Source organism: Xanthomonas sp. SI (genome assembly GCF_014236855.1).
In the GTDB taxonomy this organism is placed as follows: domain Bacteria; phylum Pseudomonadota; class Gammaproteobacteria; order Xanthomonadales; family Xanthomonadaceae; genus Xanthomonas_A.
In genome coordinates, this window is record NZ_CP051261.1 from 5111492 (window position 1) to 5135648 (window position 24157).

Sequence of the window (24157 nt, forward strand, 5' to 3'; positions counted from 1 at the left end):
GAAACGTTCCTTACTGTTGCTGTTCGGCGGGACATGTGGGCGAACGACTGGGTACCGAGCGCCGATCGATCCGACCATCGGCGTCTTTGACGAGCGCATAGATATCCAGGCTGCACGCGCCGGACGCGGTGTTCAGGACGGCTTCGTAGTCCTGCCCGGCTTGCGGCACGAACGTCCCTTCGGTGACACAGGTGGGGCCATGCCCGATCGGACGATTGCAGACCATGCGGTAGCCGGGCGGCGCAGGCGGGCACGGTGCCGCAGGCGCCGACGCGCCTGCGTCGAACGCCAGCACGAGCGGCTGCTCGGAACGGACATAGAGTTCGAGCGATCGCTTCGGCGTATCGCTCAGGCGCGGCATCTGCAGGTTCCGATGCGCAGTCAACGGAGAGAACGCAACCCGTCCGAAGCCGGGTACATGACCGCGATTGCAGGTGGTGCCCGGATAGATCACGGCGTTGTCGGTCGCACCCAGCAGACGCAAGCGCGTGCGCGCGCCGTCCGTAGGCTCGTCGTAGAGGAAAAGTTGCGGAGCGTTTTTGACGATGGCGCAAGAAGCGGTCGTTGCGGCAAGCGACGCCAGACACAGCCACGAGAATTTTCTACCGGCCATGGATCGATCCTTCCTTGGGAATTCAGTAGGGGATGCTCGTGCCCGAGTAACGGAACGACCCATCGCTGGAATGCGATGTGCCGATGCTGCGCCGCAAGCGATCGGCGACGAAACGGAATCCCCTGACTGCGATTCGGCGCTGTTGTATTGTCCTGCGCTGTAGGCAGATTCACCATCCGAGCATCTCTGACGCACTGTCGGGATAGTCCTGACAATGCAGGCTGGCGATGCCCTGCCGTTCGCATTTCTCGCGACTGTTCCACCGCTGTCGGTGGCGATGTTCGGGTTTGGCCTGGTGCGTTTACACACGACCGTGATCAATGCGTGCCGCGTCCGCACACTCGCGCCTGAAGCCATGTCCGGTTCATGCCGCGCGGCATAGATTCGCCCAGATCGCGAGTCGCCTCGGTCGCACGGAGTGCCCCTATGTCTTTCGCCGGGTTGCGAGCTAGCCTAGCCATCGCCGTCCTCGTCCTGTCGCCATGCGCGCCGGCCGCTGCGATGCAGCGCCTTTGGCCGACCGAGCAGCAATGGCGCCAACTCGGAACCGGCAGCGACGCGGCTACCGCGCAACTGCGCCTGGCTGACGCGGCGCTGCAAGACACTGCGCACCCCATCGCCGCGCTGAACACCGCCGGCCGGCTGAAAGGCGACCCCGTCAAGGCAAGCACCGAAGCGAGCCTTGGCGACATGCGCAAGATCCAGGCGCTGGCCGTGGCCTATGCCCTGACCGGCGAGGAGCGCTATGCAACGAAAGCCGGCGACTATCTCGGCCGATGGGCCGCAATGAACCAGCCTACCGGTCAACCCATCGACGAGACCGGCCTGGAGCCGGCGATCTTTGCCTACCGCATCGTCAGGAAGGAATTGCCCGCAGGCACCCGCCATGACGTCGACGACTGGATGCGGCGTATTGCGCGCGCCGAGATCGCGTCGCGCGATATCAAGCGCAAGACCGCCACCAACAACTGGCATAGCCATCGCTTGAAGACCGTCGGCCTGATCGGCATCGCGCTGGACGACGACGCATTGATCGCCTATGCCAGGGATGGATTCAAGCAACAGATCGGCGACAACCTGCGACCGGATGGTCAGAGCATCGACTTCATCGAGCGCGATGCGCTGTCCTACCATGTCTATGACCTGCGCCCCCTGGTGACGCTCGCCTTGGCTTTCTCCGAGCGTGGCGACGACTTGTATCAATGGCAGGCGCGCAACGGCGCCTCGCTCGCGCACAGCGTGCAATGGCTGCTGCCCTACCTGCGCGGCGACAAAACCCATGCCGAATTCGTGGGCAGCGACGTCGCCTTCGACAAGGCCCGCTCGCGCAACGGCGAAGCGGGCCATGTGGTCGGCAGCGTCTACGCCCCGCGCGACGCATTGCCGTTGCTGTCGTTGACGGCCGCCTACGATGCCGAGAGCGCGCGCCTGGCGACGCAGTTCGGTAGCGACACGGCGGACCTGCGCCTGGCCTTGAGTTTGCTGCCGACGCGATCGCTGTCCAGCGCCATGTAGAGAGGTTGGTCGATCGCGTTGCTATTAGGAGTGCTGAAACGGAGGTCGGCGCCTGAGGCTTCCCGGAAACCAATGCCGGCGTTCGCGCATGCCAGTTGGCACACCCGGCAGCAAAGCAGCCCTATTCGTCGCTACATTCCTGCGCGTCTTTGGATTCGACCGGAGCCAGCGCTACGCCGTCGCTGGTTTCGCTGATCCTGGAGATGGCGAGATGGCAGTACTGGCGCGAGAGATCCAGGGCGACCTCGTAGTCTTGGCCTTTTTCGGGGACGAAGGACACGCCGAAATCCTTGCAGCCGAGCGAAATGCCGCTTGGCCCCGTGGTTTCATAATACGAGGCGTGGATGGCGATTGGCTCGCCTGCGGTGATGGCGTATTCGCGATAGAACGCCTTGGCCAGGATGCCGTTGCGCTGTTTGAGGTTGGTGACATTGGGGGTGACCGGCATTCCCAGGGAAATGTTCTTCTTGCTGCCGAAAGCACCGCCGAAGCCGCTGCTGGAGGGCGTTTCGCTTTCAGCATCACCGCCGTAGCACATGGTGTTGCGATAGAACTCCAGGCCAATCGCGGCCTGCCCGAAAAAGCGGATCCGCGCCTGGTTGTCAGGGTTGACCCGTGCCTGTTCGTCCTCGTCGTCGTCGGTTATGGCCGCGGCTGGACAAGCCGCAGCGAAAAGTGCGGTCAGCAGAAAAAGCTTGGGTAGGGGTTCCATACTGACCTCATCTTGACTTGAGGTAGCGATAGCGGCTGCTGGCTGAGATTCTGAAGCTGTTTGATCGTCCGACATGGCCGCGCTGCTCTGGGAAACTACGCCTTCCAATAGGCGATGTGCCGCCAGCGCACGTTTGCGCCGTACAACAGGATCAGAGTGGAGGCATCCCCACGTTTTTCATGAAGGGGCAACCATCTGGTCGAGGACGTGTTCCGGAAGTTCTCGCAGTCGCTGCAGCCACTTCCAGACCGGCTCCACGGGCAACTTCGGGCCAGCGCCTCCCTCCCCACGCGCAGAGTCGGGTACAGCTTGCGCCGCCGTTTGGCCAGATACAGCCATTGATCGATTCCGGTGGCCTCGCAGCCCAGATCGGCCAGCCACTGGTCGCTGCTGATGAAGTTGTCGTAATTGACGAGGCGTGTATCGGTCTCGATCGGGTAGCGGCGGCCGGGTCCAGCGTTGCGGCTGGCGTTGACGCCGCCCAGGCCGTTGGCGGCGCGGCCCAGCGCGTTGACGCTGACGCCGAGCACATGTAGCGAATTTCCAAATGGATATTTTTTCTTGCCCCGTTATTGGATAAAGCCATCCACTTGAATTTACCCGAAAAAACACCTATTCACCTTTTAATTTAAGAGGAATCAATGGTCTACTTGTCCATGGAACATTGTTTTTTTTGAATAAACTTTCGAGTTCCTCTCTAAACATATCGAGGGATTCATCATCACTCACTTCTTTTTCCGCAAAACATCTTTTAAAAATAGATTCTCCCAGCTCGGTGGATACCAACTGAGGCTCAAGCCAAACCCCCATGTCCAAATCGTGTTGCTTGGATAGCTCCCCAAGGGAAGTTGATTTTTTATTTTTGTCGACACTCGCTAATTTTTCAAAATAATCATCAATACTTCTAAACCCAGCATCTTCTACCCAGTCGTCAGGAAAAAATTCTACTACTCCACATTTAATAAATCGATAAATCATATCTACCGATAGCTGCTGAGAAGATGCAGAACATGCAGGGTACTCAACAAGCCCCGTGCCACTCATTCCAAAAAATATAACCGGCATTTCGCTAATTATTAGAACATCAAGAATGCGCGCCAACCGCTCAACAATTGCCTTATGCATATGAATCATCTTTTGGCTCCTGGTCCAGTCTCTCCAATTAAGGGGAATTTGAGCTTCAATACATTTTCTGGACCACCGTTAACCGTATTTATTTTAAGCCCATTTACTTCTACGGTGGCTGTAGTCACTTTGGTTCTATCGCTTGCTACGTTTGCCGGACGATAGGTAACCCAAGTATCTTCTCCTGGTTCTCCTGGGATCTTTGCACGCCATGCCCCGTTCTTCATAAGGATTGCATCATCTGGAATCTTACCTCCAAAAAACTCCATCGCAAATCCCTCAGCGGCGGCACTAGGATTGGAAGTTGGTCGCATTTCGCGAGGCGTGCCAATGCCGCCGATAGGTGTTCCGGGAAGATTTCCAGAGTCTATTTCGTTTATTACATCCCTGGCCGTCCGGCTAGACAAGCCATCGCCATTGATGGCATCGGGAAGCATTTTATCAGCATTACCAAGCAGATTTTTTGAAGTTTCTTTAGGGACGGTAGCACCGGCCAAGGTGCCAGTCTCAGCTACTTCGCCGGCAGCGTTCATACCGGCGCGCGCGACGTTACTCCCGCCTCCTGTCAAAGCAGCCTGGACTATTCCCACAGCACTCAGGAAGCGTGCAGACCAAGCATCTGCGCCCTCCACAGGCTTACCAGTGAAGTAATTGCTCGCCTGGCCGGGCTGGACAAGATCCTGCCATGCCGCAAACGTCTCACCACCCGCAGTTAAAAGACCTTGATTCAGTATCCCCGCAGCCACGAATGTGTTTTTACCGATTAACAAGTCCGGCAGCAGCTTTGGTGCACTTGCTAGAAGATCGTAGAGATCCTGTCCAAATGTCGGGTAAGTACGAACTATACCGTTTGTAAATATGGCGTCCTTTTGACCGCCCAAACCGTTGGCTTTCCAGTAGCCTTCCATATAGAAGTCGAGTTCGCCAAGCGTGTGCGGAATACCGTGCGAATCCATATTCGCGTTCGCCAAGGCGACATTTGCAGCGTAGTCAGCGTCCCGTGCTTCATCTAACTTATTTATGGCGTCTACGATGTCGCATGACAGTTTGTTCGCTGCCGTGCACTCGGCCTGAGCGACCTTTTTCAAGGCGGCTTCATCTTCCTTCAACCAGTTGTTTTCCACCGCATTGCGTGCAATGCCGCTTCCGACGGCAGCATCATTCAGACTGCCCCCGGTCATCCCTCCCACCAGCGCACCGACCGCCTGCGACAGCGCCACGATCGTCTGCTTGTCCTCTTCCGGCAGCAGGTTCGGGTTGAACTTACCCTCCGAGTCGATCGCGCGCGGGTCGTTGCCGTACAGCTCCTTGGTCAGCCATTGCGCCGCCAATTCGCCGCCCGCCCCGGCCAAGGCGCCACCTGTGCCCGACGTGCCGTTCACCTCCGCCAGCACCGCGCCCAGCAGCGCGTGCGAGAGCACCTGCATCGCTGCATTCGGGTCGCTGCCGTGGTTGGCGTCGAAGGTCTGGCCGATCAGCTGCGCCGCATAGGGCGCCAGCGCATTGCCCGCCACTTGGCTTGCGGCCTGGCCCGACACGCTGCCCACCAGCGCCGTCGTCACCGCCTGCAGCGCTCGGCTGTAGTCACCGCCGGCACCCCATTGCTTCTCAGTGGCGTAAGCGTCGCGGTAAGCCGCGCTCTGGCTCAGCAGAAGGTTCTGCTGTGCTGCCGGGTCCAGTTTCGCGAACGCCTCTTGCTGATCGCCGCTGAGGTCCTTCAGGTACGCCGCGCGCGCATCGTCGGCCTTTCTCGCCGCATTGGCCGCGATGTCGCTGGCGACCTGCCCGCTGGTCTCCAGCACCGTCCCGGCCGCGGCCCCCATCGCCTGCTGATCGACCATGACCTTGCGCACGTCCGGCAATGCCGCGAGGACTTCGTTTGCAATGCTGGCGTCGGTATTGATGCCCGTCTCCGCCGCCGTGGTGCGCTTGCCGCCGATGACGATCTTGCCTTCGGTCAGCGTGGCGCGCGTGGTCGCGCTGTCCTTGCCGCTTTCGGACATCGGCACGCCGCCGCTGAAGTGGGCCGTGTTGACTTCGCCAAAGCTGCCAGTAGCAAGGGTGTTGCCGATGTCCTTGAACTGCCCGCCAGCTCCCACGGCGTTGCCATCGGCATCCGTGGCGCCTTGGTTGGCATGGCCGAACCCGCCGCTGATGCTGCCCGACGCGGCGCTGTAGTCCATCTGGTTCTTCAGATCGGTATACGTCAGCGAGTCGGCGGTCAGCTCGCTGTTGTCCGCGTTAGTGCTGGCGATGGCGCCGCCGATCAGGTTCACGTTGCCGGCATCGACGTGGTAGCCGCCCTTGCCCGCGAACAGGCCCGATTGTTCGGTCACGCCCGCAGAGCTTCCGTTCGCTGTCGCCGAACTGGCGTAGCCGCTGAGATCCCACGCATTGCCGATGGCCACCTGGATGCGGCCGCCGTAGCCGCTCTCCTTGGATTGGCTGTTCGTTGTGTCCTGCAACGACTCGATGGTCAGGTCGCCGCCAGTCTGCACATCGATCCGGTCGGCCTTGGCCACGGCGCCGCGCAAGGTGGTGTCGCCCTGCGAGGCGAGGGAGATGGTCTGGCCGGCCAGTTCCGTGTTCTTCCACGTCGCGCCATCGACGTTCGACGAATGGCTGCCGACGCTGGCCTGCACATAGGCGTAGTAGCCGGTCTGCGCACCGACCGATACGCCCACGCCGACTTCCACGCCGGCATTGCTGCCCTTGCTCTGCTCCGAGGCCGTGGACTTACCCGCTTCCAGTACCAGGTCGCGCGCCGAATCCAGGCTCAGCGTATCGCCGGCTTTCAGGTTACCCTGCACGACGTGCAGGTCGCCCTGCGTGCTGGTCAGGCTGACGTTGCCGCCGCCGCTGATGGTGGAACCTTGCGACGTCTGGCTGCTGCCCTTGTACTGCTCCGTGCTGGTCGCATAGCCCACGCCAGCCTCGACGGTGACCAGCGAGCCGCTGCCGGCGTCGCCGGCCGTGCTGCTGATCGCGCTGGCCGCCTGGTAGCCATTGGCCGCCGCGGCCATGCCTTGCATCGCCGACAACCGGCCGTCGGAGTTGCGTGCCGCATCCACGTTGTTGATCAGGTCGATCAGCGGCGACTTCACCCGTGCGAACACACCGAACTTCAGCGTGTCGTCCTGCGACGAGGCCGAGTGCGTGTCGTTGGCAGTCAAGATGTCGATCGACGCGGCGGTGATGTCCACGTCCTTGGCCGCCACCACGTTGCCGGCAGACTGGGTGTAGGCGCCGCCCGCGGTCAGGCTGACGCTGCCGCCCAGGCTGCCCACGCTGCTGGCCACTTGCGTGACCTTCGCGCTGTCGTCGCGATGGTCCTCGGTGTGGTAGCCGGCGAAGCGCTCGGTGTCGGAGATGATCACCGTGCCGATGGCTTTGTTGTTGGAGGTGTTGGCGTTGCCAACGGTGTCCTGCCCGCTCTGGATCGTCAGGTCGCCCGCCGCGCGTATCGCGACATCGCCTTGCGCCGCGATGTTGCTGGCGGTCAGCGCGATGTCGCCCTTGGTGGTGGTCAGGCTGGCATTGCCGCCGACAGACAGCTGGGTGCCGGTGATCGTGTCCGACTGTCCGTTGCCATCGCCCTTCTGGTTGTAGTTGCCGAATGGCGGACTGGCGGTGTTGTTGGCGTAGCCCCAGCCCTTGCCGGTGCTGGCGTTGCCGCTGGACTCGGTGTTGTGCGCCACATCGAACACGATGTTCTGGCTGGCCAGCAGCAAGGCATTGCCGTCCGCCGACAACTGCGCGCCCTGGCTGGTGATGGAACCATCGCTGGCCAGCAGGCTGAGGTTGCCGCCGGCGCTCAGCTGACTGACCCGCGCGTCGCTGGTGCTGTCGTTCTGCGCATCATTGGAGCGATGCGCCCCGGCCTGGATCACCACCGCCGTGGTCGCTGCCGCGATACCGGCCATGTCGCCCTCGGCACGGCGGCTGATCTTGCCCATGGTCGAGCCGCTGTCGGGCATGTTGTCGGTCGTCGAATCGCGAGCGCTGCGGTACGCCGCGCCCGGATCGTAGGTCACGCCAACGGAGAACCCGCTGGACTTGCTGGACTGGCTGGATTGCGTGTCCGTGGTGTCCTGGCGTGCCAGCAGCGCGATGTCCTTGGCCGCAAGGGTCAGGTTCTTGCCTGCGGCGACGTCCGACGCGGCAATGGTCAGTTGATCGCCTGCGCTGATGAGCAAGTTGCCCTGCTGCGACCCGACCGCCGATGCCACCTGCGTGGTCGTCTCCGTGGCCGTATCGCTGCCGCTGCGCGACTTGCCATAACCAACGCTGGCGACGCCGCCGGACAAACTGCCGCTGAAGCCGGATTTCTTCTGGCTGCTGCTGTGTTCCTCGCTGCTCTGATCCTGGGCAGACTCGATGGTGATGTCGTGGCCTGCGACCAGACGCGCATCGTTGTCCGCCAGGACCGTCGAACCGACCACGGCGATATCGTTGCCTGCCTTGATCTGTACGGTGTCGCCGCTGAGCGAGGTTCCTACTGCGAAGCTGTCGTGCCACTCGTCATGCGTGGTGGTGGTCTTGCTGGACAGGAAGCCCTTTTTCTTTTTCTGCATGTCTTGTTCGGCGTCGTGCTGCTCCTGCGTGGCGAGCAGGTTGACGTCGTTGCCGGCGGTCAAGGCAACGCCGCCGGTCTCGGAGTAGACCTGCGCGGCGGTCAGGTTGATGTCATGGCCCGCCTGCATGGCGATATCGCTGCCGGCGCTGAACTCGGTACCGTGCACAGTCTCATCGGTGGTGCTGGTGGTCTGCTTGAAGCGCTTGCGCGTCTCCAGCGTGTCGCTGCTGTCCACCGTCGTCAGCGTGGTGCTGTTGATGTCGTTGCCGGCGACCACGGCCAGGCCCTTGCCTGCGTCGAGCTTGGCCGCGACCAGGTTGACGTCGTTGCCGGCGCTGAGGATCAGGTTGCCGCCGGCGGTGAGCGCCTGCTCATCGAGGTCCTGGGTGGTGGTGGTCGTGGTGACCTTGGTCTTGCCCTCGCGGGTGTGGTCGGTGGTGGTGGTGCTCTCGCCCAGCACCGATTCGACGTTGAGGTCGTGTCCGGCCGCAGCGATCAGGTCGCCACCGGCCTTCACTTCGGCCTGGCGGATGGTGATGTCGTTGCCGGCCGCCAGTTGCAGGCTGCCGTCGGTGACGATGCTGCTGCGTACCGTGGCTTTGCCGTTGACATCCGTGACCGGGGTCAGCGACAGGTCGTGGCCGGCCTGCAGCGCGGCGTCGCCGCCAGCGGTGATGGCGACGCCGTGCAGTTGCAGGTCGTTGCCGGCGAGCAGCGACAGATCGGCGCCAGTGGCGAGTGTCGTTGTTGCGCCGTCGCGGGTGAAACCCCGTTCTTCCGAGCTTGCCGTTGGCTGCAGCACCAGGTTGTTGCCGGCCTGCAGGGCGGCGCTGCCGCCGGCTTGCACCGTGACGCCTGCGAGGGTCAGGTCATGGCCGGCATTGATCAGGAGATTGCGGTCGGCAGTGATGCCGGAACCTGCATTCAGCACGCCGCCGCTTGTGCTGCTGAGCAGGTCATTGCCGGCGCTCAGCAGGACGTCGCGGCCAATGATCTGGCCACCGAGGTTGAGCAGGTCCTGCTGCGCTTGCAGGCTGACCGTGCCGGTGCCGGCGATGCGGCCCTGGTTGAGCAGGTTGCCGGCGGTAGCGCTGACGTTGACGCCGCTGATGGTGCCGCTGTTGCTCAGGCTCGCGGTTGCGTTGAGCGAGACGTCGCCATTGTCGCTGGCGAGCAGGGCGCCGTCGCTGCGCAGGGTCAGCGCGGTGCTGGACGACAGGTATACCACCGGCACCAATACCTTTTGGCCCTGGTACTCCTGTTCGACCATCCACACGATGTCGTGAGTCAGCGCGGCGACCTGCTCAGCAGTCAAGGCCACGCCCACATCCAGGTGCAGCGCGCCGGCTTCGGCCACGGCGCCGTCCAGCAGGGCACGGTACTGCGCCACGCCGTCGTCGTAGTTGCCCAGGTAGCGGCGACCGGTCAGCTGAGTGATCTGGTCCAGCACCAGCCGCTGTTCGTAGAAGCCGTCGCCCAGGCGGGTCTGGGTCCATTCGGGGTCCACGCCGAGCTTGTCGAGCAGGTAGTCGCTGCTGATGAAGTTGTCGTAATTGACGAAGCGTGGATCGGTCTCGATCAGGTAACGACGGCCGGGGCCATTGCTGCGGTTGGCGTTGACACCACCCAGGCCGTTGGCGGCGCGGCCCAGTGCGTTGACGCTGGCGCCGTTGGCGCCGACCAGGCGGTACAGACCGCCGATGGGCAACGTGATGTTGCCGAGCGGGGCGCCGATACCACCAACCACTTGCTGCACATTGCCGGTGCCGGGGTCGATCTGTTGGCGTTGGGTGGTGCTGCCCGCGTTGGACAGACTGGCCTGCACCGTCTGCGGTTGCACGTTGGCGGCAGACGCATCGGTACTTTTAACCAGCGAGCCCTGGCCTTCATCGATGCGGATCGGGCCGATGCTGGCACTGACGATGCGGTTGCTGACCGTTGCACCGCCCGCGGCCGTGCCGGTCTGCGCCTGCACGGCTTTATTCCCGACACCGTTGGCGCTCTGTGCGCTGCGGCGGTTCAGTGCCGTACCTTGCGTGGCGTTGAACGCGGCGCCGCCGATGCTGCGGCCATCGCTGCCGACGGCACCGTTGCTGATGGTGGCGCCGTTGATCGACACGCCCTGTCCGCCGGTCATGTTGGCGGCAAGGGCGGTGTAGCTGGTGTCGATGGTGCCGGTACCGGTGACGGATGCCGTATTCCCGCCGATGTTGCCACCCGACTGGTTTTCTGCATCTTCGCCACTGCACTGCACCATCCCTGGCGGAGGCGTGCAGCCTCTGGGGCCGGTGCCGGCTTTGTATTCGGTATCGGTGTAGTTGAATCTCTGATTGAGTGCCAACGCTTGATTCAGAACGCTCTCGTTGCCCGCGATCATGCCGTCGGCCAGACCGGAGACACCGCGCTGGTTGATCCATAGCGCGCCCGCTGCCGCAATCGTCGAGGCGGTGTTGGTGACGCTGCCGGACAATGCAATATTCCCGCCCGCCGCGATGCGGCCTTCGGCGCTGGCGGCAGTCACCCTTTCCTTTTGTTGCGCGTCGAAGGTTCGGAAAACGCCGAGATTGTGGCCGTGATAATTGGCAGGCTCCGGATCGTTGCGAAGCTCTTGTTCCGGCATCGTCTGGTTAGCGGCAGCGCGCTCGTCGGCAGACAGTTGCGAGGTGGCCGTCGTGATCGTCCGCCGTCGGTTATTGAGTTGATTGGCAGCAATCAAAATGCTGCCATCGGCCTCGATGCTGCCGGACAGGTTGTTGACCACGCCGGTACGCGCAGTGAGCGTGCCACCGCCGTCGCGGGCGCCGCCGATGGCGATGTTGCCGAGGCTGAAGATCCTGGCGTCGCGGTTGAGCAGCTGGTCGCGGACCAGCAGGGTCATGCCGTTGGTGGCGCCGATCAGCGCCGAGCCGTAAGCGGCGTTGTCGGTGGCGCTGCCCAGGTCGGCCCCGTTGACCAGGGTGCCGGTGTCCACCAGCACGTTGGCGCCGACCAGGCTGCCGGTGTTGTAGACGCTGCCGGCCGTGAGCTGCAGATTGTTGCTGGCGGAAATGTCGCCGGCGTTGTCGATGGTCCCGCCGGCATTCAACTGGGTGTTGCCCGCCTGCATCGTCGCGCCGGCGACGTTGCTGATGTTGTTGGCGGTCACGCTCAGGCTGCGCCCGGCTTTAAGCGCGGAGGCGTTGGTCATGTTGCCGCCGACGCTGAGGCGGAAGTCGCCGTTGCTGGTGATGTCGGCGCCGGCGCGGTGGGTGTAGTCGCTGCGCACGGTCAGGTCGAGCAGGTTCTGCGCGAGGATGTTGCCGCTGCCGTCGAAGCCGACGGTATCGATGACCACGTCGCCGGCACCGCCGACGCTGCTGCCGGCGCCGATGCGGCCGCCGCTGTTGCTCAGGCTCTGCAGGTTCAGGCGCACCGCCTGTTCGGCCTTGATGGTGCCGCCGCGGTTGTCGAGCGTTGCGCCGGCGCGCTGCAGCTGGAACGTATTGCCGGCGTAGACGTTGCCGCGTTGGTTGTCGAGCGCGTTGGTGTTGGCGACGAGATTGCCGCCGGCGACCAGTTGGCCGTCGCTGTTGACCACGCTGGCGGCGTTGAGCACGACGCTGCCACGCCCGCCCAGGCTGCCGCCGGCATTGCGCAGTTCGCCGCCGGTGGTGAGCTGGGTCAGGCCGCTGCCGTTGTTGGCGATGCTGCCCTGGCTGTTGTCGATGCGGCCGCCGGACAGGGTCATTGCGTTGCCGCTGTCGAGCTGGCCGCCGCTGTTGAGCAGCGCGCCGGTAACCGCGACGTTGAGGTCGCGGCCGCCGCCGATGCGCCCGCCCTGGTGGTTGTCGAGCTGGCCGCGCGCGGTCAGCGCCAGGTCGCGTCCGGCCTGGACGGTGCCGGCGCTGTTGCTGAGGTTCTCGGCGCCGATGCTGGCGTCGTTGCTGGCGCCGAGCAGGCCGCCATCGTTGTTGAGCGTGTGCGCGATCTCGGTCCGCAGATCGCCGCCGCTGCTGCCGTTGGCGATAGCCTGCAGCGTGCCGCTACGGTTGTCGAGGCTGTCGGCGCGTACGGTCAGGGTGCCGCCGGAGGCCTGCAGCACGCCGCTGCGGTTGTCGAGCGCGCCGCCGAGCTGGGTGTTCAAGCCGCGTGCCGACACGCTGCCGCCGACATTGCTCAGGCTGGCCGCGGTCAACGTGGCGTCGCCGGCGGCGGCGATCGCGCCGTTCTGGTTGTCGATGCCGGCATTGGCGCCGAGTTGCAGCTGGCCCTGGGTCAGGATGCGGCCGCCGGCATTGGCGACGGCGCCGCCGATGCTCAATGTGGCGGTGCCGTTGCCGGCGTGTTCGATGCGCCCCTGGGCATTGTTCAGCGACGCGGCGCTGAGGTTGAGGTCCTGGCCGTTGGTGGCCAGCTTGCCGTTGCCGTTGTCGAACGCGCCGGTGATGGCGATGCGGGTCTGCCCACTGCCGCTCTGCACCAGGGTGCCGCCGGTGTTGCTCAACGACGCTGCGCCCAGATCCAGGCGCGCGGCCTGCAGTTGTCCGCCGACGCCGTTGAGCGTGCCGTTGTCGAGGCTGCCGCCGGCGCGCACGGTCAGCAGGCCGCCGGCGAGCAGATCGGCGCCGCGATGATCGAGGCCGTTGCTCGCGGTCAGGCTGGCATCGCCGCCGACGCGGCTGGTGCTACCGGCCAGGTTGAGTTGGGTGGCCTGCGCGGTGAGGTTGCCGGCGGCGATCAGCTTGCCGCTGGCGCTCAGGGTGCGGTCGGCATGCAGGTCCAGCGCACCGCTGCTGCCGAGACTGCCGTCGCTGCGCACGCCAGCCGCGGCGACGCCGCCGATGGCGATATCGCCACCGCGCAGGCTCAGGTTGCCGCTGGACAGGGTCTGCCCGGCGTTGTCGATGCGCTGCGCCTGCAAGGCGACGTCGCTGCCGTTGACGGTGCCGCGCTGGAGCAGTGCGGCATCGCTGGTCAGGGTGAGCTGCTTGGCCGAGAGCGTGCCGGCCACGGTTAGGTCGCCGTGCGACTGCAGTTGCAGCGTGGTCGCGGCGCTGAGCGCGCCGGTCTGCGACAGCGCGCCGCCGGCTTGGGCACTGAACGCACCGGCGGCAGCCAGCGTGCCGCCCAGCGCGAGATCGCCATGGCTGACCAGCGCCACGTCGCCGCTTTCGCTACCGAGTTGGCCACTGCTGGCGACGCTGGCCGCTTCCACGCGCAGCGCGTTGCCGGCGATCAGGTCGCCGCGGTTGTCGACGGCGCCGCTGGCGGTCAGGCCCAGGCGCTGCAGGCCGTAGCTCTGCCCGGTCTGCTGCAGCGAGCCGACGTCCAACTGCAGCCGCTGGCGCGCGCGCAGCGCGCCGGCGTTGCCCAACGCGCCGCTCACGGTCAGCGTTGCATCGCCCTGCGCGGCGAGCAGGCTATTGGCGGCGTTGTCGACGCTGGCCGCGGTCAGCGTCAGGTCGGTGCCGGCCACGACCTGCGCGGCGTTGCTCAGTGCGCCGCCGGCATTCAAGTTCAGCGTCGTCGCCGACTGAGCGATGCCGGCCAGCGCGAGATCGCCGCTGCTGGTCAGGGCAAGCGTGGTGCCGGCGTCCAGCGTGCCCTGGCTGTCGATGCGTGCGCCGGTCAGTGCGATCGCGCCGGCGCTGTGCAGCACGGCCTGGCTGCCGGTGCTCAATGTGGCACCCGCGCTCAGCGATGCGCCCTGGCCGGCGTTGGTTTGCCCGTCCACATGCAGATCGCGCTGCGCCTGGGCCTGCAACGACTGCGCGGCCGTGACCTGGCCAGCCATGGCGATATCGCGCCCGGCGTGCAGGTCCAGCACCTGCGCGCTGACGGTGCCCGACTGCAGCAGATCGCCTTGCGCTTGCGCCTTCAGTTGCGTGGCCGCGGCGACGATTCCGCCCAGACGCACATCGCCCTGGCTGGTCAGCGCGACCTGGCCGGTTTCGCTGCCGAGCTGGCCGCTGCTGGCGATGCTGGCGGCGTCGACCTGCAGATCATGTTTGGCGATCAGTTCGCCCTGGTTGTCCACCGCGCCGCTGGCGCGCAACGTCAGGCGATCGCCCGCGTAGGCCTGGCCGCTGTGTTGCAGCGTGCCCATGTCCAGGGTCATGGCCTGGCCGGCCTGCAGGCTGCCGGCGTTGCTGACCGTACCAGGCGTGGCGAGTTGCAGCGCGCCTTGCGCGGCGAGCGTGCCGCTGGCGGCATTGTCGATGCTTTGCGCGGCGACGCTCAGGTCGCGGCCGGCGACCACCTGGCCGGCATTGCTCAGCGCTGCACCGGCATCGAGCGCGATATCGCGCTTGGCCTGGGCCACGCCGGCGACTGCCAGCGCGCCGTCGCTGCGCAAGGTCAGATCTGTGCCGGCATCGAGCGTGCCGCGGCTGTCGATGGCGCCGCCTTGCAGGGTCACGGCAGCTGCGCCTTGCAGCACCGCGGCCGTCCCGGTGGCGATGCTGGCGCCGCTCAGGCGCAGATCGCCGCCGGCCAATGCCTGGCCATCGACGCGCAGCGCGCGCTGTGCCTGCAGCTCCAGCGCGGCAGCGGTCTGTGCGCCACCGGCGACGCTCAGGTCGCGGCCGGCGGCGAGCGTGGCCGACTGCGCCTTGAGCGCGCCATCCACATTCAGATCGCCCAGCGCGCTGACGCTCAGCGCCTGCGCGGCGATGACGCTGCCACCCAGTTGCATGTCGCCCTGGCTGCTCAGCGTCACCTGGCCGGACTCGCTGCCGAGCTGGCCGCTGTTGCTGAGACTACCGGCATCGATGCGCAGGTCGCCGCCAGCGATCAGCGTGCCGCGGTTGTCCAGCGCGCCGGCGCTGTGCAGATCCAGCGCCTGGCCGGCGTACAGCTCGCCGCTGTGCTGGAAGTCGCCGGCCTGCAGCAGAAGGGACTTCTGGCCGCGCAGGCGGCCGGCGTTGTCGAGCAGGCCGGCGACGCGCAGGTCGAGCGTGTCCGCCGCCGCCAACGTGCCGGTGGCACGGTTGACCGCGCTGGCAGCGCTCAGCTGCAGATTGCGGCCGGCGACGACCTGGGCGCTGTTGTCCAACCCAGCGCCGGCTTCCAGCACCACGTCGCCACCGCCTTGGGCGATGCCGGCTAGGGTCAGCTGGCCCTGGCTACGCAGGCGCAGATCGGTGCCGGCATCGAGTGCGCCGCGGCTGTCGATCGTGCCGGCGTCCACCTGCAGCGCCGTGGCGGTCTGCATCACGGCGTCCTGGCCGAGCGCGACGCTGGCGCCGCGCATGCCCAGATCGCCGCCGGCCACGACCTGGCCGTCCACGTTCAACGCGCGCTGCGCCTGCAATTGCAGCGTCGTCGCGCTGCGCAGGGTGCCGGCCAGGGTCAGATCGCGGCCAGCCTGCAACTGCGCCGATTGCGCCTGCACGCTGCCACGCTGGTGCACGTCGCCGAGTGCGGCGGCGCGCAACGCACCGGCCGCGACCACGACGCCGTCGAGGTTCAGGTCGCCGCGGCTGTCGAGCGCGAGTTCACCTCGTTGGCTGCCGAGCTGGCCGCTGCTGGCGATGCTGCCGGCGGCGATGCGCACGTCGCCGCCGCCGATCAGGTCACCGCGGTTGTCCACCGCGTCGCTCGCGGCGAGGTCGAGGCTAGTGCCGCCGTAAGCCTTGCCGGTCTCGGTCTGGGCGAAGCTGCCGGCGCTCAGGCGCAGGGCGCCATCGGCATGCAGGCTGCCGTCGTTGCGCAGCGCAGAGGCACTGCCGATGGTGGCATCGCCGCTCGCCGACATTGCCGCGCCGCTGGTGTTGTCCAGGCTGCCGGCGGTCACCGCCAGGTTGCCCCCGGCGACCACCTGCGCCTGGTTCTGCAGCGTTGCGGCGCTGTCCAGCGCAACGTCGCCGCGCGCCTGCAGTGTGCCGGCCAGGCGCATCGCATTGGCGCTGCGCAGGGACAGCGTGGTGCCCGCGTCGAGCACGCCGGACTGGTCGATGTCCGCACCTTGCAGGCGCAGCGCGCCGCCGGACTGGATCTGCCCGGCCTGCAGCAGCGTGCCTTGCGCACGCAGATCGGCGTCGCCACCGGCGGCGATCGTGGCGGCACTGCGCAGTTGCCCGTCGGCGCTCAGCTGCAGTGCGCCGTCGGTCTTCAGCGTGCCGTCCAGCAGCGCAGCGCCGCCGGCCTGCAGCTGCGCGCTGGCCGCGCTGAGCGTGCCGGACTGGTGCAGGTCGCCCGCGGCCTGCGCCGTCAGCGCACCCTTCGCCGCCACGGCGCCGTCGAGCGCGAGATCGCCGCGGCTGTACAGGCTGGTGGCGCCGCGCTGGCTGCCGAGTTCGCCGCTGCTGACGAACTGCGCCGCATCCACGCGCAGCGCATCGCCGGCGACCAGGCTGCCGCGGCTGCGGGTGGCGCCGCTGCTGGCGATGTCCGCGTTGCGGCCGGCATAACTGCTGCCGTCGTTGGCGAAGGCCGCCGCGTCGATCCGCAGGTCGCGCCCGGCGTACACGGTGCCGGCATTGTCCAGCGTGCCGGTGGTCGCCAGGGCGACGTCGCCATTGGCTGACAGCACGCCGTTGGCGCGGTTGCCGATCGCCGCCGCGGCGATGTCCACGCGGCCGCCGGCGCTGAGCTGGCCGGCATTGTCGAGGCGGCCACCGGCCTGCAGCGCGGCGTCCTGCCAGGACTGGACCAACCCGGACAGGCGCATGTCGCCATCGCTGCGCAAGCCCAGGCCGGCACCGGCGTCGAGCGTGCCGGCGGCGTCGATCCGCGCCGCCTGCACACTCATCGCGCCGCCGCTCTGCAGCGTCCCGGCGCTCTGCAGCCAGCTGCCGCCGGCATGCAACGCCATCGTGGTGGCGGCGTAGGCCACGCCGCTGTTGTGCAGGTTGCCGCTCGCGTCCAGGCTCAACGCGCCGCTGCTGTACAGCGTGCCGCCGGCATCGAGTTCGGAGCCGAACAGACTGATCGCGCCGGCGCTGCTGCGCCCGCTGTGGAGGAAACTGCCGCTGGCGCGCGCGTCGAGCAGGCCGCTGGCGACGGTGTCGCCGCTCAGGCTCAATTGCGTGGCGCGCAGGCGCACGTTGGCCTGCTGCGAACCGAGCGTGCCCTGCTGGGTCAACGCGCCTGCGGCGCGCAGGTCCACGTCGTCGCGGGCAACCGTGGTACCGCTCAGGCTGAGCTGGCCGGCGCTGTCGATCTGCAGGCTGCCGCTCTGCGCGGCCAGGGTGCCGCGGCTGACCACGCCGACCCCGGCTTCGGTGGCGATCAGGCGGATGCGGTCGGCGTACATGCCGCCGAGATAGGCCACGTCGATGCCGATCGACGGCGCCGCGCCATCGCTGCCCGGCAGCAGCTCCAGCAGCATGCCGTCGTAGCCGATGCGCTGCGTGCCGGTGCTGGCGAGCAGGTCCTTGGCCCACACCGAGCCGTCCACACTGAGCTGGCGCGACAGCAGATCCAGGCGATCGACGTTGTACGCGTCCAGGCCGTTGCTGCCGATGCTGAGCACGCCGCCGGTGATGGCGAAACCGTTCAATGCACCGTCGCTGCCGAGTTGCGGCGTGCCGGTGGCCAGGGTGACCCGCGAAGCGTTGAGGAAGCCGCAGCCGTCGCAGCTGATGCCGTTCGGGTTGGCGATCACCAGTTGCGCCCTGGCCCCGGCGATTTCGGTATAGCCCTGCAGGCGGCTGGCGCTGGAGGTGACTTCGTTGAGGATCAGCGTGGCCGCACCGCTGTTCTTGAGATTGTCGTTGCCGGCGATGTAGCCGCCGAGTTCGGTCTTGGAGATGTTGGCGCTGTTGTTGAGGATCAGGCCGTTGGCGCCGACGTCGAAGCGCGAATAGCGGTTGTGCGAGACGCCGCGCGCGTTCGCGGCGACGATGTCGACCACCGGCACGCCGTTGGCCGCGGCCTGCTGGCCCGGCTGTTGCCCGCCGGGATTGGCGACCGGCACGACCTGCGCGTAGAGCGGCAGCGAGGTCCAGGTGACGGTGCAGCACAGCAGCATCGCCACGCCGCGCTTGAAGCGGTCGGCCATCGTGGTGCGCATGCCAGCGGAATCCTTGTCCATCGCCATTTCTCTCTCGTCGCGCCACCGGCGCTCAAAACCACAAAAACCCGTCCGCCAAACGGCGGCCCGGGGATCAGAACTGATAGGTCACACGCACGCCGTAGGCCGGCTGCGCGGTATCGAAATCGCGCGGCGCGTGCAGATCCCAGCCGGCGAAGCCGTCCCAGGTGAGCCCGCCGCGCGCGCCACGCACGCCGATGAAGGCGCCGACCAGGCTGCGTCCGTCCTGCCCGCTGGCGCTGGGGCCGCCGATGCGGCCGGCATCCACGCCCAGGTACGGGACGATGCCCAGGCGCTGCACCGGCAGGTTGAGCGTGTTGCGCCAGTACGCGCCGCGTTCGGCACCGAGGGTGCGTTCGCCATCGAAGCCGCGCACGCTGTAGCGCCCGCCGATGCTGATGAACTCCGAGCCGAGCAGCAGCTGCGAGGCGGTCTGCGCGTGCAGGCTGCTGTCCCAGCTGGCGGCCACGCTGCCGAGCTTGAACGGCAGCCCGGTGCTCACATCCAGGGTGGTAACGCCGTAGCGGAAGCTGGGGAAACCCACTGCCGGGTCGTAACCGGTCCATTGCCCGTCGAACCAGGGCGTGCCGCGGCGGTGCGCCAGGCGCAGGTCCAGCTGCATCGGTCCCAGGTAGCGGCGGTGGCTCAGGTAGGCCTCGGCACTGGTGGTGTGCCGGCGCTGGATGCCGATCTCGATGCCGTCCAGGTAGCTGCGCGCCTCGCGCTTGGCCACCACCACGCCGGCGGTGGTCTTGCTGCTGCCGTTGCGATGGATGACCCGCTGCAGGTCGAGCTGGGCACTGTTGGATTCGCCACTGGACTGGAAGCTCTGCAGGTAGCCGTCCACGCGCTGGTGGTAGCGGTAGGACGACAGCGACAGCGCGAACGTCCACCAGCCCCACGGCACGCTGTAGCTGAGGCTGTTGCCGCGCGTGCCGCGCTCGGCGCCGTGGTCCACCAGGTCGTGGTTGTAGCCGATCGACAGCAGGTCGTTGATGCCCAGCGGCGCGTCCAGCGCGAAGTCGATGCCGCCCTGCACGCGGCCGGTGGCGCGCACGCCGGAGTCGTCGGCGTTGAGCACGCTGCGCCAGCGCCGGCTGTGCTGCAGGGTGATCACCAGGTCCGATTCGCCGGGCTGCTCGCCCGGGGCGATATCGATCTTGGCGTCCTGCGAGGGCACCCGCTTGAACTGCTCCACGGCCTGCTCGATCGCGCGCAGATCGACCAGGTCGCCCGGCCGCAGCGGCAAGGCGCTGCGCCAGAAGGCTTGGCCATCGGCAGACGCCACGCGGACCTGGCGCAAGCGGCCGGGCATCAGTTCGAAGCGCAAGCGGCCGCTGGACAGGTCCTGCTCGGGCACGCCGATGCGGGTGGTGACCAGGCCGCGTGCGACCAGCTGATCGAGCGCGCGGCGGCGGATCAGGTCGATGCCCTCGCGGCCGATGCAGCGTCCCTGGTACTGGCGTAGGTACAGCCACAGCCAGGCGAAGCGCGCGCCATCGGCACCGGCGCCGCCCAGCTGGATGCGCTGGATCGGGAAGCACAGGGTTTCGGCAGGCAATGCGATGCTGCGCATGTCGGCCGGCGCCACGGGCTCGCGCGGGCCGGCGAACGGCGCCTGCCGGTCCTGCTCCTGCTTGCGCTGTACCTCTTCGGCCTGGCGCAGCTGTTCCTGGCGGTCCAGCGTGGTCGGCAGTTCCTGCGCAAACGCCGGAACCGCCAGACACGCCAGCGCGCCGACAGCCACGGCCATCAGAGAGAGTCCTTTCCTCGACACACTCACACCTCTTCCCCTGTCACGCATCCGGCGTATCCCCGCTAGGCGCAGGGCGTCGATCGCATCCTTCCGAGTGCACTGCGCATCGCGCGCAGGCGAGGCAGACTGTGGTGCAGACCACAGCAATCGCACAATCCGGAGCTACCTGACGCCCTGTGGGGGAATTCCCTAGCTTTGATGCGCTTCCATGAACCCGGTCGCGCTTTCCATGGACCTTGCGCACACTTGTTACACGGCGAGGCGTCGAGCGCGTCCGCTTCGGCGCCCGCGGGAATATGCATCGCGGCCACGCCCGGGCGCGGCCGCTACGGCAGTGCCGCAGCGCCAGCGCCGCCGCAACCCGCTAAAATCGGTCGATTCCCCGCCTAGGTTCCCGCGCCCGATGACCCCGATCGCCCGCACCGCACTGGCCTGCGCCGTGCTCGCCCTGTCCGCCTGCAAGCCGCAGGCGCCGGCCACCGATGCCGCGACACCGCCGGCCGCCAAGACCGCCGACGCCGCCGTGGCCGGCGACGACAACCTCAACGCGGTGCTGTGGATGCAGCGCTCGGCCGAGTACCGGGCGGTCGCCGAGCAGACCTACCGCGCCGCCGCCGATCGCCTGGACGCGGCGCTGCAGGAGCCGAACTGGGACGCGCTGGTGCCGGAGGAACGCGGCAACGCCGCGGCCGGGCTGAAGCCGGCGGTGGTGATGGACGTGGACGAAACCGTGCTGGACAACTCGCCGTACCAGGCGCGGCTGATCCGCAACGGCAAGGAGTTCGACGAGGTCAGCTGGGACCAGTGGGTAGCCGAGAAGAAGGCCAAGCCGATCCCCGGCGTGGTCGATTTCGCCAAGGCGGCCAGCGCCAAGGGCATCACCGTGCTGTACGTGTCCAACCGCGCGGTGCACCTGACCGACGCGACCCTGGCCAACCTGCGCAGCGCCGGCCTGCCAGTGGCCGACAACAGCGTGCTGCTGGGCCTGGGCACGGTGGTCAAAGACTGCGAGCAGAACGGCTCGGAGAAGAACTGCCGGCGCAAGCTGGTCGGCCAGCAGTACCGCGTGCTGATGCAGTTCGGCGACCAGCTCGGCGATTTCGTGCAGGTCGTGGCCAACACCCCGGACGGTCGCGCGCAGCTGCTGCAGCAGTACCACGACTGGTTCGGCGAGCGCTGGTGGATGCTGCCCAATCCCAGCTACGGCTCCTGGGAGCCGGCGCTGTTCAACAACGATTTCGCGCAGCCGCGCGCCGCGCGCCACCAGGCCAAGCGCGACGCGCTGGAGCTGGCGCAGTGAGCCGCGCGCCGCTGGCGCTCGAGGCGCGCGAACGGCTGATCTTCGCCCTCGACGTGCCCGGCCGCGCCGAGGCGCTGCAGTGGATCGAGCGGCTCGACGATTCGGTGGCGTTCTACAAGATCGGCATGGAACTGCTGGCCTCCGGCGAGTACTTCGACGTGCTGGAGACGCTGGCGGCGCGCGGCAAGCGCGTGTTCGTGGACCTGAAGTTCTTCGACATCCCGGCCACCGTCGGCGGGGTGATCCGGCGCCTGTCGCAGTGGCCGGTGGACTACTGCACGATCCACGGCTGGCACCCGGCGATGATGCAGGCCGCGGCCGCGGCCAACGGCGGCGACATGCGCCTGCTGGCGGTGACCGTGCTGACCTCGATGGGCCGCGCCGACCTGGCGTCGATGGGCATCGACCGCGAACCGCAGGACGTCGTGGTGGAACGTGCCCTGGCCGCGCAGGCGGCCGGCATCGACGGGGTCATCGCCTCCGGCCAGGAAGCGGCGCCGATCCGCCGCGCCGCCGGCGCCGGCTTCTCGATCGTGTGCCCGGGCATCCGCCCCGGCGGCCCGGTCGGCGACGACCAGCAGCGCACCGTCGGCGTGGCCCAAGCCTTCGCCGACGGCGCCGATGCGATCGTGGTCGGCCGCCCGATCCGCCAGGCCGCCGACCCGCGCGCCGCGGCCGAAGCGATCCAGCGCGAGATCGCTGCCACCCTGGCGAATGCGGCAGCGCGCTGACCGATCAATAAATATCAAAGACTTAGCCAATAAAACTTAAACCATTGCATTAGCTGCGTACTGCCGGTAGCATGCGCAGCGTCCGGCTTTGCCGGAGATGCGCCACAAACCGTTCTCCGGCTTCGGTCGGATTTTGAAGAGGCCCGCGCCTTGGTGCGCGAGCCTCTTTTTTTTATGCCGGCGCGCGGCCGGGCGGCCCGCTCAGCGCGGCGCGGCGGCGCAGTAGCGGTCGATGAAGGCCTGGTGCGGCGGCATCGCGTCCACGCAATGGCCGATGGTCTGCTCGATGCTGGCGACGAAGCGTTCGATGTCCGCGGCCGGCACCTGGTCCACCAGCGGGTGGTAGGCGCGCGGCAGGATGCCCTGCCCGACCATCACCTGCACCCAGCTGATCTCGGCGAACATCTCGTCGCCGTTGCGGTAGAAGCGGCCGCTGTCGCCGAACAGGTCCAACGTCGCCTGCAACTCGGGGGTGATCGCCATGTTGCGGCACTGCCGCCAGAAGTCGCTGTCGTCGCGCTCGGTGGCGGTGTAGTGCAGCACCAGGAAATCGCGGATGCGGTCGAACTCGAAGGCGATGCGGTCGTTGTAGCGCTGCACCAGCACCGGGCTGATGCCCTCGCGCGGGAACAGCTCCAGCAGCTTGGAGATGCCGGACTGGATCAGGTGGATGCTGGTGGATTCCAGCGGCTCCATGAAGCCGCTGGCCAGGCCAAGCGCGATCACGTTGCGGTTCCACACCTGCTTGCGGCGGCCGGTGACGAAGCGCAGCGGGCGCGGATCGGCCAGTGCCGCGCCATCCAGGTTGGCCAGCAGCGTGGCCGCGGCTTCGTCGTCGCTGATGTGCGCGCTGGAATACACGTAGCCGTTGCCGGTGCGGTGCTGCAGCGGGATGCGCCACTGCCAGCCGGCCGCGCGCGCGGTGGCGCGGGTGTACGGCGTCGGCGGGCCGACCTTGGCGCAGGGCACCGCCAGCGCGCGGTCGCACGGCAGCCAATGGGTGAAATCGTGATAGCCGGTATGCAGCGCCTGCTCGATCAGCAGGCCGCGGAACCCGGAGCAGTCGATGAACAGGTCGCCGGTGATCACCTCGCCCGAGGCCAGCCGTACCGAGAGCACATCGCCCGATTCAGGATGCAGCTGCACCTCCTCGACGATGCCTTCGCGCCGGGTCACCCCGCGCTGCTCGGAGTAGCGGCGCAGGAACGCCGCGTACAGCGAGGCATCGAAATGGTAGGCGTAGGCGATGTTGGCCAGCGGCGAATTGGGCGGCGCATCGCTGGCCGAGGTCATGAACTTGCCGCGCTTGGCGGCCACGGTGTTGAGCGTATACGCGCCCAGCGGCTTGGCCTTGCCGGCCAGCGCCTGCTTGAACCAATACTGCTGGAACGGCAGCAACCCGAGCGTATGCCCGATCTCGGTGCCGAAGCCGTGGATATAGGAGGTGCCCGGCCGGTGCCAGTCGACGAACTCGATGCCGAGCTTGAAGCTGCCCTGGGTCTGGCGCACGAACTCGGCTTCGTTGATGCCGAGCAGGTTGTTGAAGGCCTTGATGTGCGGCACGGTGGCCTCGCCGACGCCGACGATGCCGATCTGTTCCGACTCGATCAGGGTGATGCGGTAGTCCGGGCCCAGCACGCGCGCCAGCGCGGCGGCGGCCATCCAGCCGGCGGTGCCGCCGCCGACGATGACCAGGTTGCGGAGAGGGGCGGCGATCATGCGTGCGCGGTCCTGTACGGAAAGAAGGGAGTATCCGATACGCGAACGGGGCCAAGCGGCCCCGTCCGGAAAAACCCCACGCGCGCCGGTCGGGC

At 67.0% G+C, this 24157-nt stretch carries 9 protein-coding genes and 1 pseudogene; 3 read left to right on the forward strand and 7 right to left on the reverse strand.

Translation table 11 applies throughout. The annotated features are described in order from the left end of the window. Nucleotides 1-10: 10 nt before the first annotated feature. Nucleotides 11-613: a hypothetical protein gene (locus HEP75_RS21650; RefSeq protein WP_185824908.1), complete on the reverse strand. Its 603-nt coding sequence runs from the start codon at nt 611-613 to the stop codon at nt 11-13. A gap of 426 nt (nt 614-1039) precedes the next feature. Here HEP75_RS21650 and HEP75_RS21655 point away from each other — a divergent pair, with 426 nt between their 5' ends. After that, nucleotides 1040-2128 carry an alginate lyase family protein gene (locus HEP75_RS21655; protein WP_255423936.1) on the forward strand — a complete coding sequence of 363 codons (1089 nt, stop codon included), beginning with the start codon at nt 1040-1042 and terminating at the stop codon, nt 2126-2128. A gap of 121 nt (nt 2129-2249) precedes the next feature. Here the strand turns inward: HEP75_RS21655 and HEP75_RS21660 are convergent, their stop codons facing one another. The 5 genes and pseudogenes from HEP75_RS21660 to HEP75_RS21685 all read right to left on the reverse strand — a co-directional run bounded on the left by HEP75_RS21660 (nt 2250) and on the right by HEP75_RS21685 (nt 20309). Beyond that, the gene (locus HEP75_RS21660; RefSeq protein WP_185824909.1) at nt 2250-2840 is read right to left on the reverse strand and encodes a hypothetical protein; all 591 of its coding nucleotides are present in this window, start codon (nt 2838-2840) and stop codon (nt 2250-2252) included. A 177-nt stretch (nt 2841-3017) separates the two neighbouring features. Beyond that, a pseudogene (locus HEP75_RS22365) lies at nt 3018-3220 on the reverse strand (IS4 family transposase); the annotation flags it as partial. Nucleotides 3221-3452: 232 nt separating this feature from the next. After that, nucleotides 3453-3974 (reverse strand): hypothetical protein, encoded by a 522-nt coding sequence (locus HEP75_RS21670; protein WP_185824911.1) that lies wholly within the window; start codon nt 3972-3974, stop codon nt 3453-3455. After that, nucleotides 3971-18556: a hemagglutinin repeat-containing protein gene (locus HEP75_RS22370; RefSeq protein ID WP_255423937.1), complete on the reverse strand. Its 14586-nt coding sequence runs from the start codon at nt 18554-18556 to the stop codon at nt 3971-3973. The genes HEP75_RS21670 and HEP75_RS22370 overlap by 4 nt, the downstream gene beginning before the upstream one ends. Before the next feature lie 73 nt (nt 18557-18629). Next, on the reverse strand, nt 18630-20309 hold the full coding sequence (locus HEP75_RS21685; protein ID WP_185824912.1) for a ShlB/FhaC/HecB family hemolysin secretion/activation protein: 1680 nt from the start codon (nt 20307-20309) through the stop codon (nt 18630-18632). A gap of 406 nt (nt 20310-20715) precedes the next feature. On the opposite strand from HEP75_RS21685, the gene HEP75_RS21690 reads away from it, so the two are divergent. Further along, complete coding sequence (locus HEP75_RS21690) at nt 20716-21612, forward strand: 5'-nucleotidase, lipoprotein e(P4) family (protein ID WP_185824913.1); 897 nt, start codon at nt 20716-20718, stop codon at nt 21610-21612. Continuing rightward, nucleotides 21609-22343: an orotidine-5'-phosphate decarboxylase gene (pyrF, locus tag HEP75_RS21695; RefSeq protein ID WP_185824914.1), complete on the forward strand. Its 735-nt coding sequence runs from the start codon at nt 21609-21611 to the stop codon at nt 22341-22343. The genes HEP75_RS21690 and pyrF overlap by 4 nt, the downstream gene beginning before the upstream one ends. A 201-nt stretch (nt 22344-22544) precedes the next feature. Here the strand turns inward: pyrF and HEP75_RS21700 are convergent, their stop codons facing one another. Then, complete coding sequence (locus HEP75_RS21700) at nt 22545-24062, reverse strand: tryptophan halogenase family protein (RefSeq protein WP_185821561.1); 1518 nt, start codon at nt 24060-24062, stop codon at nt 22545-22547. Between the last annotated feature and the right edge of the window lie 95 nt (nt 24063-24157).